The sequence below is a fragment of the Kushneria sp. EE4 genome, assembly GCF_977968315.1.
The window spans coordinates 3,377,436-3,391,890 of sequence record NZ_OZ386212.1 but is presented as its reverse complement, the minus strand read 5'-3'; the positions used below and the strand labels follow the sequence as shown (position 1 = coordinate 3,391,890).

The 14,455-nt window shown below is 61.9% G+C and carries 11 protein-coding genes; 5 read left to right on the top strand and 6 right to left on the bottom strand.

Annotated features, from left to right (window positions below):
* Positions 1-117 precede the first annotated feature (117 nt).
* A complete protein-coding gene (locus tag ACXMYO_RS15255; protein WP_457809350.1) occupies positions 118-2,328 on the top strand; it encodes a TonB-dependent receptor in 2,211 nt (736 codons plus the stop codon).
* 16 nt (positions 2,329-2,344) lie between these two features.
* Here ACXMYO_RS15255 and ACXMYO_RS15250 read toward each other — a convergent pair whose 3' ends face one another.
* Together ACXMYO_RS15250 and ACXMYO_RS15245 are read right to left on the bottom strand one after the other, a co-directional pair.
* On the bottom strand, positions 2,345-2,965 hold the full coding sequence (locus ACXMYO_RS15250; RefSeq protein ID WP_457809349.1) for a YqaA family protein: 621 nt from the start codon (positions 2,963-2,965) through the stop codon (positions 2,345-2,347).
* A 193-nt stretch (positions 2,966-3,158) separates the two neighbouring features.
* Positions 3,159-3,593, bottom strand: a complete 435-nt coding sequence (locus ACXMYO_RS15245; RefSeq protein WP_457809348.1) for a hypothetical protein — start codon at positions 3,591-3,593, stop codon at positions 3,159-3,161.
* A 370-nt stretch (positions 3,594-3,963) separates the two neighbouring features.
* Here ACXMYO_RS15245 and ACXMYO_RS15240 point away from each other — a divergent pair, with 370 nt between their 5' ends.
* A complete protein-coding gene (locus ACXMYO_RS15240; RefSeq protein WP_457809347.1) occupies positions 3,964-6,201 on the top strand; it encodes an NADP-dependent isocitrate dehydrogenase in 2,238 nt (745 codons plus the stop codon).
* Between the two features lie 265 nt (positions 6,202-6,466).
* Here ACXMYO_RS15240 and ACXMYO_RS15235 read toward each other — a convergent pair whose 3' ends face one another.
* From ACXMYO_RS15235 to ACXMYO_RS15225, 3 genes are all read right to left on the bottom strand, one after another.
* Positions 6,467-7,474, bottom strand: coding sequence for a hypothetical protein (locus ACXMYO_RS15235; RefSeq protein WP_457809346.1), 1,008 nt, complete (start codon positions 7,472-7,474; stop codon positions 6,467-6,469).
* 104 nt (positions 7,475-7,578) lie between these two features.
* Positions 7,579-8,121, bottom strand: coding sequence for a carboxypeptidase regulatory-like domain-containing protein (locus ACXMYO_RS15230; protein WP_457809345.1), 543 nt, complete (start codon positions 8,119-8,121; stop codon positions 7,579-7,581).
* Positions 8,122-8,157: 36 nt separating this feature from the next.
* Positions 8,158-9,591 (bottom strand): sigma-54 interaction domain-containing protein, encoded by a 1,434-nt coding sequence (locus ACXMYO_RS15225; RefSeq protein WP_457809344.1) that lies wholly within the window; start codon positions 9,589-9,591, stop codon positions 8,158-8,160.
* Positions 9,592-9,770: 179 nt separating this feature from the next.
* On the opposite strand from ACXMYO_RS15225, the gene speB reads away from it, so the two are divergent.
* The 3 genes from speB (at position 9,771) to ACXMYO_RS15210 (ending at position 13,378) form a co-directional block, all read left to right on the top strand.
* On the top strand, positions 9,771-10,724 hold the full coding sequence (gene speB, locus ACXMYO_RS15220; RefSeq protein ID WP_457809343.1) for an agmatinase: 954 nt from the start codon (positions 9,771-9,773) through the stop codon (positions 10,722-10,724).
* A 66-nt stretch (positions 10,725-10,790) separates the two neighbouring features.
* Complete coding sequence (locus ACXMYO_RS15215) at positions 10,791-12,179, top strand: sodium:solute symporter (protein WP_457809342.1); 1,389 nt, start codon at positions 10,791-10,793, stop codon at positions 12,177-12,179.
* Positions 12,180-12,472: 293 nt separating this feature from the next.
* Positions 12,473-13,378: a DMT family transporter gene (locus ACXMYO_RS15210; RefSeq protein WP_457809341.1), complete on the top strand. Its 906-nt coding sequence runs from the start codon at positions 12,473-12,475 to the stop codon at positions 13,376-13,378.
* Here ACXMYO_RS15210 and ACXMYO_RS15205 read toward each other — a convergent pair whose 3' ends face one another.
* Positions 13,379-14,377 (bottom strand): LacI family DNA-binding transcriptional regulator, encoded by a 999-nt coding sequence (locus ACXMYO_RS15205; RefSeq protein ID WP_457809340.1) that lies wholly within the window; start codon positions 14,375-14,377, stop codon positions 13,379-13,381.
* Positions 14,378-14,455: the final 78 nt, after the last annotated feature.

Below are 14,455 nucleotides of genomic sequence, written 5' to 3'. Positions count from 1 at the left end.
CCGTCCCGCTATCGCCCCTGTCGGGTTGTCGCCCGTCCCGCCCCCGGGGTAGCGTCTCGTTTTGAACAAGAAGCATTCTCAGGAAAATCGCATAACAACGAGATCACGGGAACCCGGATGCCTTATCAACCCCATGTCGTCACGACGGTGGCGATGTCGGCCAGCCTGCTGCTGACCCCGCTGACGGCTACGGCCGAGGCGCCTGCGCCCACGCCTGCCACCACAACGACCGCCACCAGCCCGGCCACCAGGGCCACGACGTTCGAATCACAGGAGGAGATGGTGGTGGTCGGGTCGCGAACGCCGGCCTCACCCGACCAGATTCCCGGCGCTGTCTGGCTCATCGATCGCGAGCAGATCGAAAGCCGCACCCAGGCCGGCGAGGATCTAAAGACGGTACTGGGCAAGCTGATTCCCGGGCTTGATTTCGCCCCGGAAGGGCGCACCGAGTACGGCCAGAACCTGCGCGGGCGCAGCCCCCAGATTCTGATCGATGGTGTGTCGATGACAAGCTCCCGCGGGCTGTCGCGCCAGTTCGACTCGATCGACCCGTTCAATATCGAGCGCGTCGAGGTGCTTTCCGGTGCCAACAGCCTGTATGGCGGCAACGCCACTGGCGGCACCATCAATATCGTGACCAAAACACCCGAGGCGGGTGGGCCGCATTTTGAAACGCGGGTCGGCGCCACTTCCGGGTTCAATAACCATCGTGATTTTGATCGGCGCGTGGCCCAGTCGGTGGCCGGCGGCAGCGAGCGCGTGCGCGGACGACTGAGCGTGGCCTATGAGGAGAACGGGCGCTTTTACGATGGCAACAACCGGGAAATCTTTCCGGATCTGGCCCAGACCGATCTGCAGGACAACCGCGCCATCGATGTGATGGGCCGCGTGGATATCGACCTGGCCGAGAGCCAGAGCCTGTCGCTTCTGGCCCAGCACTACGACTCGGGCTTTGAAGGCGATCGCGGCGTGCGCTTTCCTGAGCTGGCCGAGGGCCGCCTGGACAACGCCGACATTCGCGGCAATTACTATGCCGACCGCGACCCGCGCACCCGGCGCAAGCTCTATAACGCCAACTACCACCACAACGATCTGCTGGAGCAGGACTTCTACTTTCAGGCGTATTATCGCGAGGAAGACAGCACCTTCTCACCCTTCCCCTACTACGTGGATGACAACACCGCCGTCGAGTTTCGCGCCTCCGAGCAGCGCACCGACCTGGGCGGGGCGCGAGCGCTGTTCGTGGCCGCGCTGCGCGATGATCTCGATTTGACCTATGGCATCGACTACTACCACGAGCGCTTCAACTCCGATCAGGCATTTTTTGATCGCGACACGGCCGATGCCACCGGCGGCCTGCGCCTGGCCACCGACCGGACCGGGCCGCGCTATCCGGACTACTCGGTCGATGGCATTGCCGGCTACGCCCAGCTTGAATGGCAGGCCACCGAGCGGCTGAAGGTCCAGGGCGGCGTGCGCCACGAACACGCCGATGTGGACGTCGACAGCTTTGATAACGCCACGCCCGATGGCAACAGCGGCGGTCGCAACAGCTACAGCAACACGCTCTATAACCTGGGGGTGGTACAGGAGTACGACAGCGGCCATCGCTTCTGGTCAAGCTACAGCCAGGGGTTTGAGCTGCCCAATGTCGGCGCAGTTTATGACGGTGCACAGTTCGATATCGGCGATAACGCCGTCGAGGGCATCAAGACCGATCAGGTCGAGCTGGGCTGGGGCTATCGCAGCCGCGCCTGGAACAGCCAGGTCGCGCTCTATTACGCCTGGTCGGACCGGGCGCTGGAAAATGACAACCAGCTGGGCACCAGCATCATCGATGAAAAGCGCCGCGACTACGGCATCGAGGCGGCCACCTCCCGCTATATCGGTGATCACTGGGAAGTCGGCGGCAACGCCCACCTGACCCGCTCCGAGCAGCTCGGTGATGACGGTGACTGGCACCGGCGCGATGCGCGCTACGCCTCGCTGTCCAGCGCCACGGCCTTTGTGGAGTGGGCCGACGATGATCGCTCCGTGCGCCTGCAGGGCAATCACGCCTTCGATCTTTCCGACGATGCCAGCGATCTGGGCGCGGCCGGCGACAACGAGATCGATGGGTTCACGACATTTGATGTGATCGCCCGCCAGCGTACCGACGACTACGGAACCTTCACGGCCGGCATCGATAATCTGCTGGATAAGCAGTACGCCACCGTCTGGGGTCAGCGCGCGGCGATCTTCTACGCGCCTGCCTATGGCCCCGAGGCACTCTATGAGTTTCAGGGGCGCGGACGCACCTTCTCACTGGGCTGGAACATGAACTGGTAAATGACAGGCTGGCGGCTCACGCCGAGCCGCCGCCCATCAGACTGACGCCCTTGCAGATCAGATAGCCCGCCACCGCGACGAACAGCAGCACCAGCATGGTCCGCTCATGGCGTTTCCAGAGCCTGAGCGCGCGGTCGCCGAAAAAGTGCACCAGCAGCGCCAGACCGAAATAGCGCCCTCCGCGGGCCAGCATCGCCGCGAGCATGAACAGCACAAAGGCGTAGCCGGTGCTGCCGGCCACCAGCATGGCAATCTGAAACGGGATGGGGATCACGCCGATCGACAGCACGGCCAGAAAACCGTTGTCGCTAAAGCGTTGATCAAACTCATTAAACGCCTGCTGCCCGCCAAACAGCGAAATCAGCTGATCACCAAACTGATCCATCGCCCAGACGCCCAGCCCGTAGCCGATGGTGGCTGCCAGCAGGTTGCCCGACAGCGCCACCAGGGCCAGCTGCCAGCGACGCCCGGGGCGCAGCACCATCCAGGGGATGAGGATTGTCTCTATCGGGATCGGCACGATCAGGGTTTCAAGCATCGAGGCCAGAAACAGTAGCCAGACCGCGCTTCGATGATCCATCAGTGCCGCCAGCCGATTCCCGAGACGCTGTTTTTGATCCTGCAGGCGAAAGGCCATGGACTTCCCTGTGCTTTTTGTCGTTGATGGTGTAAGCCGGCGCCCCCGTCACTCAGCAGCGAAACGTGAGCCTGCCATGAGCGTGCAGGCCCGGCCCATTGCCTTCAGACGAGCCAAAGCCAGAACATAAAAAAGCGTCCCTGCCTCATGGCAGGGACGCTTTTATCGCAGCGATCAGCAAAGCGCAGCGCGTTTACTGCGCGATTTTGGTGTTCTCGGCGCTGGAAGTGTCCGCGCTGTCTGAGCCGGTCGTGTTGCTGCTGGAACGTTCCATGGTGCTGTTGCCGGAGGTGTTGGAACCGGTGCGGTGATCGATGCCCTGTTTGGCCTTCTCACCGGCCTTTTGGGTCATGCTGCCGGCGTTGGACGTGTGCCTGTCCACTTCGTGGCCGGCCTTTTCGCCCGCCTTTTGTTTCATGCTGTCGGTCATGCTGCCCTGACCCTGCGTCGAACTGGCGCCCGTCTCACTGCCGCGCTGCTGGCCGGTCTGACCGGCGTCGCCGGCGCCCTGCTGAGACGAGGTGCTGGTGCTGTTGGTGACCTGCCCGGTGGAACCTGCCTGCTCGCCGGCCAGTGCCGGGGTGGTGGCCAGGGCCAGAACAAAGGGTGCTATCCATGTCGCTTTCATATTGCCTCCTGCAATGAATGAGTACCCCTTCAGCGTAGAAAGCACTGCCGATTATCCAAGCACTGACGACAAATTCTTTGGTATCAGCCACTTGAATAACATACATTATTTTTGGACCGCAGCCGGGACGGGGCCTTGTCATGCACCCGGCAGGGTGCGCTGTTATACTCGCCGGGATCGGATCGCTGGCTCATGCATACGCATTATGCGCATGAGGTCCGGGCGCTTCGCAGGCAAGATTCATCGTCGGGCGAGTGGGTGCGAAGACAGACGATAGACTGCCCTTGCACGACCACTGCGTACCGCTCCAGCTTCATGCAACCGTCATGTATTCCATGCAATCGCAGTGACAAGAGAGGTTTATACCAGGATGTCCAACACGCCGAAAATCATCTACACCCTCACCGACGAAGCACCTGCGCTGGCCACCCATTCGCTGCTCCCCATCATCGATGCCTTTACCGATTCAGCCGGCATCATCGTCGAAACCCGCGACATTTCGCTGGCCGGACGCATCCTGGCGCAGTTCCCCGATTATCTGAAAGACGACCAGAAGATGGGTGATCATCTGGCCGAACTGGGCGATCTGGCCAAAACGCCGGAAGCCAACATCATCAAGCTGCCCAATATTAGCGCCTCGGTGCCGCAGCTCAAGGCCGCGGTCAAGGAACTTCAGGGGCAGGGCTACGCCATCCCCGACTATCCCGAGTCGCCGGAAAGCGATGAAGACAAGGACATCCGCGCCCGCTTTGACCGCGTCAAGGGCAGCGCGGTCAACCCGGTGCTGCGTGAAGGCAACTCCGATCGCCGCGCGCCGAAATCGGTCAAGAACTACGCCAAAAAATACCCGCATCGCATGGGCGAGTGGTCGTCAGACTCGAAGTCCCACGTTTCGCACATGAGCGAGGGTGACTTCTACGGCAGTGAAAAATCCGCCGTGATCGACAAGGCCGGCAGCCTGAAGATCGAGCTGGTCCAGAACGATGGCACCACCACCGTGCTCAAGGACGGGGTTGCGGTCACCGAAGGTGAAGTAGTCGACGGCGCCAGCATGAGCGCCCGCGGCCTGCGCGCCTTTATCCGCGAGCAGATCGAGGACGCCAAAAAGCAGGGTGTGCTGTTCTCGCTGCACCTCAAGGCCACCATGATGAAGGTCTCCGACCCGATCATGTTCGGCATCGCGGTCGACGAGTTCTATCGTGACGTGCTGGCAAAGCACGGCGAGGCGCTCAAAAAGGCCGGCTTCAGCCCCAACAGCGGCGTGGGCGACCTCTACTCGGCGCTGTCCACGCTGCCGGCAGATCAGCAGGACACCATCAAGGCCGACATCGAGGCGCTCTACAAGGCGCGCCCGTCGATGGCGATGGTCGACTCCAGCAAGGGCATCACCAACCTGCACGTGCCCAGTGACGTCATCATCGATGCCTCCATGCCGGCAATGATTCGCGACTCCGGCAAGATGTGGGGCGCCGATGACGCCCGTCACGATGCCAAGGCCGTCATTCCGGATCGCTGCTACGCCGGCATCTATCAGGCCACCATCGAGGAGTGCCAGAAAAACGGCGCCTTCGATCCGACCACGATGGGCAGCGTGCCCAATGTCGGCCTGATGGCGCAAAAGGCCGAAGAGTACGGCTCCCACGACAAGACCTTCCAGATCCCGGCCGACGGCACCGTGCGCGTCACAGATGACGCGGGTAACGTGCTGTTTGAGCACGCGGTCGAGCGTGAAGACATCTGGCGCATGTGCCAGACGAAAGACGCACCGATCCAGGACTGGGTAAAACTGGCCGTGACCCGCGCCCGCGACAGCCAGACGCCGGCCATCTTCTGGCTGGACGTCGAGCGTGCCCACGACGCGCAGATGATCAAAAAGGTCGAACAGTACCTGAAGGATCACGACACCAGCGGTCTGGACATCCAGGTCATGGCACCGGTCGAGGCGATGGAGTACACCCTGGAGCGCACGCGCCGCGGCGAGGACACTATCTCGGTGACCGGCAACGTACTGCGTGACTACCTTACTGACCTGTTCCCGATCATGGAGCTGGGCACCAGTGCCAAGATGCTCTCGATCGTGCCGCTGATGAACGGCGGTGGTCTGTTTGAAACCGGCGCCGGTGGCTCCGCACCCAAACACGTCCAGCAGCTGGTGGAAGAAAACCACCTGCGCTGGGACTCCCTCGGTGAGTTCCTGGCGCTGGCCGCCTCGCTCGAGCACCTGGGCAAGACGTTTGATAACCAGCGCGCCATCGTGCTGGCCAACGCCCTGGACCGTGCCAACGGCGAGTTCCTCGACAGCGACAAGTCACCCAAGCGCAAGACCGGTGAGCTGGACAACCGCGGCAGCCATTTCTATCTGGCGCTTTACTGGGCCCAGGCACTGGCCGAGCAGAATGACGACGCCGAACTTCAGAAGCTCTTCGGCGAGCTTTACGAAACGCTCAGCAACAACGAGCAGGCGATCGTCGACGAGCTCAACGGCGTGCAGGGCAAGGCCGTCGAGATCAAGGGCTACTATCACCCGGACATCGAACTGGCCGGCCAGGCCATGCGTCCGAGCAGCATCCTCAACGACGCGCTCGCCACGCTCTCCAAAAAGAGCTGATGCGTTGATAGGTGACTGTCAGCCATGACAGCCCATGACCAAAACCGGCGCCTTCGGGCGCCGGTTTTTTTATATTTTACTCTAATGCCGGATAAGCAGGCGGCCATTGCTCCTGCGCCATGCGATCAGCATACCAATCGTACATGCCGGCATCCTCAACAGCATACTCTCCTCGCGCAGACTTCCACACCAGCGGCGGTGTACGGTCTCTCAATGCCTCAAGCGCCGTTTGCACCTTCTGCGGCGTTACCGCCATTGGCTCGCCCTACTGCGCCATGATGCGTCTGTAGAAATCGAGCGCTGCACCATCATAGGGTCGAAAGCGCGACTGTTGCTCCAGCAGCCGCCAAAGGACAGCCTGTTGTAGCGGCGTCAGACCGAGATACAGGTTAGCCATATCATTGCGGTCGGCTTCACGCTGGGCAATGGCCTCTTCCAGCACCGCCTGCTCGGGGGAGCCCGCAATTTCTGTCATGGGCCCCAGCGCACTATTAAGTGCAGACATGAAATACTGAGGGCGGTAGCCAAAGGCAGCAAAGGCCTCTCCCAGTACCTTCCTGTCGACGGCTTCCCTTGTACTGCCATGTTTTTCGATCAGTGAGGCCAGATGATCCACAAACGCCTGGCCCAGCAATGGCATGGATCGGATCTGTGAGCCAAAAAAAGGGGCGGCGTGTGAGTTGACCAGTCTTAGTAGCTTATCCCGATCCGACCCTGACATCACCAGCATCAATCGAATGCCATCCGGAGTGTTGAGCTGATCTCGTGCCGATTTCAGCGCGACCATTAGTGCCTCGCCTTCCGGGCTGGTCAGCGCCTGCTGAGCTTCATCGATGATCAACGCCACGGGGGCACCCGCTGCATCCATGAGCATTTCAAGAGCTTCTGACAGTGCGATACTGTCGGATATTTCTCCTCTGGATTCTGCGCGCTTGAAACTGATCCATCCGCCGAGATCGACACCCGTGACTCCCGAGCGTGACATCAATTTTTCAAGTTGAGACCGGTATCGCTCCATAACGGCTGCAATGGCCCGACTGATCAGGGCGGCCGGATTCTGACGCTGATCGGACCAGAGATCCACGTAGACCACCACAACGCCCTGGGCTTCAAGCGCTGGCGTCAGGTCGCTGCGCAGAAATGTCGTTTTTCCGGTACGTCGCGGCGCTGCCAGAAAAAGACCATTGTGTTCATCACCGAAAAGGCTGCGCCCCAGCAGCGCACTGATCATTTCTTCAGCCAGCGCACGCCGAGGAAAATACGTCAGTCTCATGATTATGGGCTCTTATGCGATAAATCATAATTTATGGAATATCTGATAATAGCTCATAAAGGTAGAAGCTGATCAAGCTTTCAAGAGAGAAGGACAAGATTGGGTCACCGACTCAGATCCACACTGGTTGAACCGCCCTCCTTTACCCGCACCTGCTTGAGGATGAACGGGCTGCGCCCCTGGCCATTGGGCAGCGCCACGGTGCCGGCGACATAAAAGGTGCCCGCCGGAATGCCGGTGGCGGTGAAATGGCCGTTGCCGTCGGTGGTCACCATATGGGTATATGCCTGCGCGCGCGGGTCGGCCGGCTCGACGCGCTGACCGGACAGCGCCTTGTCGGCAGCCTCGGCCGAATACTCGGTGGCCGGCGCGATCGAGACCTTCTCGTGATCGCCGTAGACGGTCTGTCCCGAAGTCAGCTGATAGGCCAGCCGCCCCTTGATGGTGGCCGTGCCGGTTTTAGGGAGCGCTGCGTAGGTATCGGCCGGGAAAGGCACCTCGCGCCGGACGGTGGCCTCCTGCGGGGCGCTTTCAATTGCACCCTCGCTGGACATGCCGGGGAAGTTGTCCGCCATGTTCTGAAGGCTTTCACAGCCGGCCAGTCCCATCATCACTAGTGCCCCTGCCACAACCTGCCACTGACGCATGACCTGTTTCCTCCTAGAATCCATGGGCTGCCAAGCTTAAAGATTTCCCAGCCGTAAACCATGCTTTTTCAGTTTGCGCACCGCACCGGGCTGACTGATGCCCAGCCGTCGGGCAAGAGCATAGGTCGAGTCCGATACCCGTGCAGCGCGTACGATCAGATCATACTCGGCACGTGACAGCGCCGTCGCCAGATCAGTCATCTCCTGCTCTTCGGAATGTACCCGGGGCGGTATCTCGGACTGAGCTCGCATAACCTCCAGCCGGTATCCTTCACTGCCCTTGTGCTCAATATCGCTGGTCAGCCAGGCACGCTCCAGCACGTTTTCCAGCTCGCGGACGTTGCCCGGCCAATCATGATTCATGAGCTCTCCCCACAGGCGTTCATCTACCACCTTGTGCAGGCCATATCGCGCATTGAGACGCTGCATCTGTCGCTCGACCAGTGCGGGTATATCCTCGCGACGTTCACGCAGGGGCGGAATATGGATCGGTATGACGTTGAGTCGATAGTAGAGATCCAGTCGAAAGGTGCCATCGGCCACGCGCTGCGCCAGATTCTGGTTGGTGGCTACGATCAGACGGAAATCCAGTTTTCGGGGCACCGTATCGCCCAGCCGCATAACCATGCCGTCCTGCAGCACCTTGAGCAGCTTTGCCTGTACGCCCAGCGGCAGCTCGGCGACCTCATCCAGAAAGAGCGTGCCCCCTTCAGCCTGCTCCAAAAGCCCCGGCTTGCCATTGCGGGAGGCGCCGCTAAAGGCCCCGGCAACATGACCAAAAACTTCCGATTCGAAAAGGTTTTCGGGGATGGCGCTGCAATTGATATCGATAAAGGGGCCGCTGGCACGCGTACTCCAGCGATGAACCTGTCGAGCCAGAGCAGTCTTGCCGACGCCCGACTCTCCCAGCAGCATGACCGTGGCGCTGGTATCGGCAACACGTTCGAGAAGCGCTGCCACATCGCGCATGACCCGACTATGAATGTCGATCTCCTCCTGCGCCAGCGCTTCCCGCAGGGCCTCCACTTCATGCTGTCGAAGCTGCTCATTGAGACGCTTTGAAAGCTGGGCGTACTCCTCCTGCAGCGTTTTCAGATCGGTGAGATCCCTGGAGCGGCTGACCACTCGTACCAGCCGACCATCTACATGGACCGGCTGCGCCTCGGCGAGCACCCGCCTGCCGGTGGGAGTGCTCTGCATGACCTGCGCGGGTTCGCCGCTGGCAAGCACCCTGGCCGTGACCGAGGGTGAAAACACGCCCTGATCCTCCAGCACATGAACACTGGTACTGCAAAGCGCACTCATCGATAGACCGTAAACCGCGCAGGCCCCGGGGCTTGCCTGCAGAATAGTGCCCTGACTGTCAGCAATAATCAGGTGGTCATGAGAGGACTCCAGCAGGACCGCCAGTACGGCATGATCGATGGCGGCATCGGATGAAACAGTGCTGCAAAAAGGATCGGCAGACATGTTGGCTCCTGGATAATTCAGGTTCGAATCACCATACAACACTGAATCAGACGCTGTATCAAAGTGATTCAGAATTGAATCACCAATTTTCATACCTCCTTGTTTTAAAAGCTTGTTCTGGAGTGGCACGGTTCGTGCAATGTTTCACGACACCGAGATCCATTGACCAGGAAATCACCATGCCCAAGACACGTTTCAATCAGCCGCTGGGGGGTAATGACATGCCTCGCTTTGGTGGCCCGGCCACCATGATGCGCCTGCCGACCCAGAAAAGCGCGCAGGGCCTGGACGCCGCTTTTGTCGGGATACCCATGGACATCGGCACTTCCAATCGCCCCGGCACCCGTTTCGGGCCGCGTCAGATCCGTGACGAATCACGCATGCTGCGTCCCTTCAACATGGCCACCCGTGCCGCGCCTTTCGAGAGCCTGCAGATTGCTGATATCGGAGATGTACCGATCAACACGTTCGATCTCAAAAAAAGTGTTGCCATCATCGAGCGCTGGTACGACGAGTTGCTGACCCATGACGTCAAGCCGCTGACGCTGGGCGGCGATCACACGATTGCCCTGCCCATCCTGCGCGCCATGGCCAAAAGGCACGGCCCGGTGGGGCTGGTTCATGTGGATGCCCATGCCGACATCAATGACCAGATGTTCGGCGAGGAGATCGCCCACGGCACGCCCTTTCGCCGCGCCGTCGAGGAAGGCCTGCTGGACTGCCAGCGCGTGGCTCAGATCGGTCTGCGCGGCACCGGTTACAGCGCCGAGGAGTTCGACTGGGGCCGTGAGCAGGGCTTTCGGGTCGTGCCGGCCGAGGAGTGCTGGCACCAGTCGCTGACACCGCTGATGGCCGAAATTCGAGAGAAGGTAGGCGGCGGGCCGGTCTATGTCACCTTTGACATCGACAGCCTGGACCCGGCCTATGCGCCCGGCACCGGCACCGTCGAGATCGGTGGCCTGACCATTCCTCAGGCGCTGGAGATCATCCGCGGGCTCAAGGGGCTGGATATTGTCGGCTGTGACCTGGTCGAGGTATCGCCCCCCTATGACCCACATGGCCAGACCGCCGTGGTCGCGGCCAACCTGATGTTTGAAATGCTCTGCGTATTGCCTGGTGTGGCCTACCGCTGAATCCTGCGCCGTTCACCGACTCGACAACAACAAGCAGACCGTCCACGGGGCGGCAGGACAAGACTCATGTGGTTCGATCTGATCGTGATTGCCGTGTATGCGCTAGTCATGCTCGCCCTGGGGGCGTGGGGCATGCGTCGCGCCCGCAGCAGCGATGACTATCTGGTAGCCGGGCGCCGACTGGGCCCGGGGCTTTACCTGGGCACGCTTTCGGCCGTGGTCCTGGGCGGGGCATCGACCGTGGGCACCGTCCAGCTGGGCTATACCTACGGCCTGTCGGGGCTGTGGCTGTGTGCGGCACTGGGTACCGGTCTGATCGTATTGAGTCTGGCGCTGGCCACCCCGCTGTCACGCCTGAAGCTTTATACCATCACCCAGCTGCTGGAGCGGCGCTACACGCCGGCGGCCAAAACGGTCAGCTCGGCCGTCATGCTGGCCTACGACCTGATGCTGGCGGTTACCTCACTGATTGCCATCGGCACCCTGATGACCGTGCTGTTTGATCTGCCCGTCTGGGCCAGCGTGCTGATCGGCGGGGCCGTGGTGGTCGTCTACTCCACCATCGGCGGCATGTGGTCGCTGACGCTGACCGATATTGTCCAGTTCGTGATCATGACCCTGGGAATGGTGGGTCTGATGCTGCCTGTCACCGTGCACTATGCCGGTGGCTGGGAGGCCCTGGTCAGCCGCGCCGACCCGGGGCATTTCTCTCTGACCGCCATCGGCTGGGACACCATCGTTACCTACTTCGTGATCTATTTTCTGGGCATCCTGATCGGTCAGGACGTCTGGCAGCGGGTCTTTACCGCCCGCTCGACGAAAGTGGCGCGTCTGGCCGGCGCCAGTGCCGGACTCTACTGCATCGTCTATGGCGTCATCGGGGCGCTGGTCGGCGTGGCGGGCAGCGTGCTGCTGCCCAACCTGGACAATGCCAACAACGCTTTTGCTGCCATTGCCCAGCTGGCGTTGCCGGACGGCCTTCGCGGCCTAATCGTGGCCGCCGCCATGGCCGCCATGATGTCGACGGCCAGCGCCGGCATGCTGGCCGCCTCGACGCTGATGACACGCGATCTGCTGCCGGCCCTGCGGCGACGGCCGCCGGGTGAAGGCATCGGCGGCTATCGCCTGTGCACGCTGGCCATGGGCGCGGCCGTCATCGTGATCTCGCTGATGGTCGACAACGTCGTGGGCGCGCTGACTTTGGCCTACAACCTGCTGGTCGGCGGCATGCTGGTTCCCATCCTCGGCGCCCTGTTCTGGAAGCGCGCCTCCAACACCGGCGCCATTGCCGCCATGATCGCCGGCACTCTGGGCGTTGCTGGCTTCATGATACGGGACGGTCTGCTGGCCAACACCCCGATCTACGCCGGTCTCGGCGCCAGCCTGGCGCTGTTTGTCGTCGGCAGTCTTTTCAGGCCGGATGATGGACGTCCTGTCATCGCAGATGCTGGTTAGAAAGGTGTACCCGGGCGCCTGTGTCATGGCGAGCAGGCGCCACTCGTTTCTCCCCGGCACTGCCCGAAAAAGGACTCATGACGTCGGCTTTCATGCCAATAACGGCCGTGAACCCTGAATGCAGCCGCAGCCGTTATTGAATGCACTCAATATACAGGCACAGCCGCTGCTGTCCGTCTACTCCACTCATGAACTGTTACCATATCGCGATTCCTGCCTCCGGGCGTACCGGTCGTCAGCAGTGACGGCCGGTGCTCGGGCTCCGCCCTCTTCCACCATACATGGGAGACACCGTGCCTCTTCGCGACACCGCCCTGGTACTGGGCGTCATTCTGGTCTGGGCCTTCAACACGATCATGATCAAGCTGGGCCTTGATGAGATGCCGCCACTTTTGATCACCACGCTGCGCTTTATGCTGGTGGCCGCCCTGATCGTACCCTTTACCCGCATTACCCGCGTACAGCTGCCCTGGCTTGTGGCACTGGCGGGTACCTTTGGGTTGATGCACTTTGGTTTTCTGTTTATCGGACTCAACTACACCGAGGTGGGTACCGGCGCGCTGCTGGTGCAGCTGGGCACCCCCTTTGCCACGATCCTGGCGGCGATCTTTCTCAAGGAGCGTTTGACGCTCAATCGCACGGTCGGGCTTTTAGTGTCGCTGTCAGGCGTGGCCGTGCTGGCCGGCGGGCCGACCCTGCCGGGGCCGCTGGCGCTGACCCTTTTGATTCTGAGTGCGCTGGGCTGGGCGATTACCAATCTGATCGTGAAGGTGGCGCCCACGATCGCGCCGTTGACCATGGCCGGCTGGCTGTCGCTGTTTGCCGTGCCGCTGGTGGGGATCGGGTCGCTTTTGTTCGAGCAGTCGCAGTGGCAGGCGATGATCACGGCCGGCTGGCGGGGCTGGGGCGCGGTCATTTACAGCGCAGTGATGTCGTCGATTCTGGCGTATGGCGTCTGGTATACGCTGCTGCGCAAGCATTCGGTGGCGCGGCTGGTCCCCTGGTCGCTGCTCACGCCGGTCTTTGCCGTGGCGCTGGGCGTGGTGATACTCGGCGAGAGCATGGCCCTGAGCAAGCTGGCCGGCGGGGCACTGGTGGTCGGCGGTATCGCGATCATCAATCTGCGCTGGCGCAAGCGGGCGGCGGTCAGCGCAGGCGCCGCCGGTGCTGAGCCGACCCGGGCCTCACAGCAGGAATAGTCAGGCTGGCGGGGCAGCCACCGTTTCCCGCTCGATCAGCGTCGGCACAAAGGGGGACGAGGGTGCCGGCGTGGCGCCATCGATCAGCCTCAAAAGCCGCTCGGCGGCGTTTTGTGCCATCTCTTCCAGCGGCGCATGAACGGTCGTCAGAGCCGGTACCACATGACGCGCGCAGGCCTCATCGTCATAGCCGATCAATGAAATGGTCTGCGGCATCGAGATCCCTTGCGCCCTCAGCACCGCCATGGCGCCCAGTGCCATGTCATCGTTGCCGGCCACCACAGCCGTGACCACCATTTCACGGGCCAGCAGGGTGGCCATGCCCTGCTCGCCGCTGCGCTCGGTGAAATCACCCTCGATGATGGCGTGATCATCTGCCTCGATCCCCTGCTCCCGCAGTGCCCGTCGATAGCCGGCCAGTCTGCCGGCGGCGTCCTGCTGGCGCAGCGGCCCGGTCAGACAGGCAATGTGTCGATGGCCCCGGTCCAGCAGATGGCGCGTGGCCAGGTAGCCGCCGCACTCGTTGTCCAGATGGATACAGTGTTCGGCGATCTCCGGCACCAGCCGGTTGAACACCACCAGCGGCGTATGTGTCGCAAGCGCGGCAAGCGTCTCATTGGAGAGCGCATCGGCGTGCACGATCAGCCCGTCGCAGCGCCGCCCCAGCAGAAAGTCCACCGCCTCCTGCTCGCGACCGGCCTCGCCGCCGCCGGAGGCGACCAGCAAAGAGACATTGGCGCGGCGCAGCGCCGCTTCCAGTGTGGCCATCACCCGGCCCATGAAGGGCCCGGCCAGATGCGAGATCACAAGCCCTACGCCGCCCAGCCGGTTGGAGGCGAGCGAACGGGCAAAGGCGTTGGGGGCGTACCCCATGGCGCTGATGGCGGCCTCGACGCGCGTGCGCGTCTCGACGTTGACCCGCACCTCGCCTTTCATGACGCGCGACACCGTGGCAGGAGACACGCCGGCGCGGGCGGCGACCTCACGAATGGTAGGCATGACGACATCCTTGTGGTTATGAGCTCACTTGACCAGATGCGGCGGGTGACGACAAGCAGAGCCTCTGCCTGCCCGTAT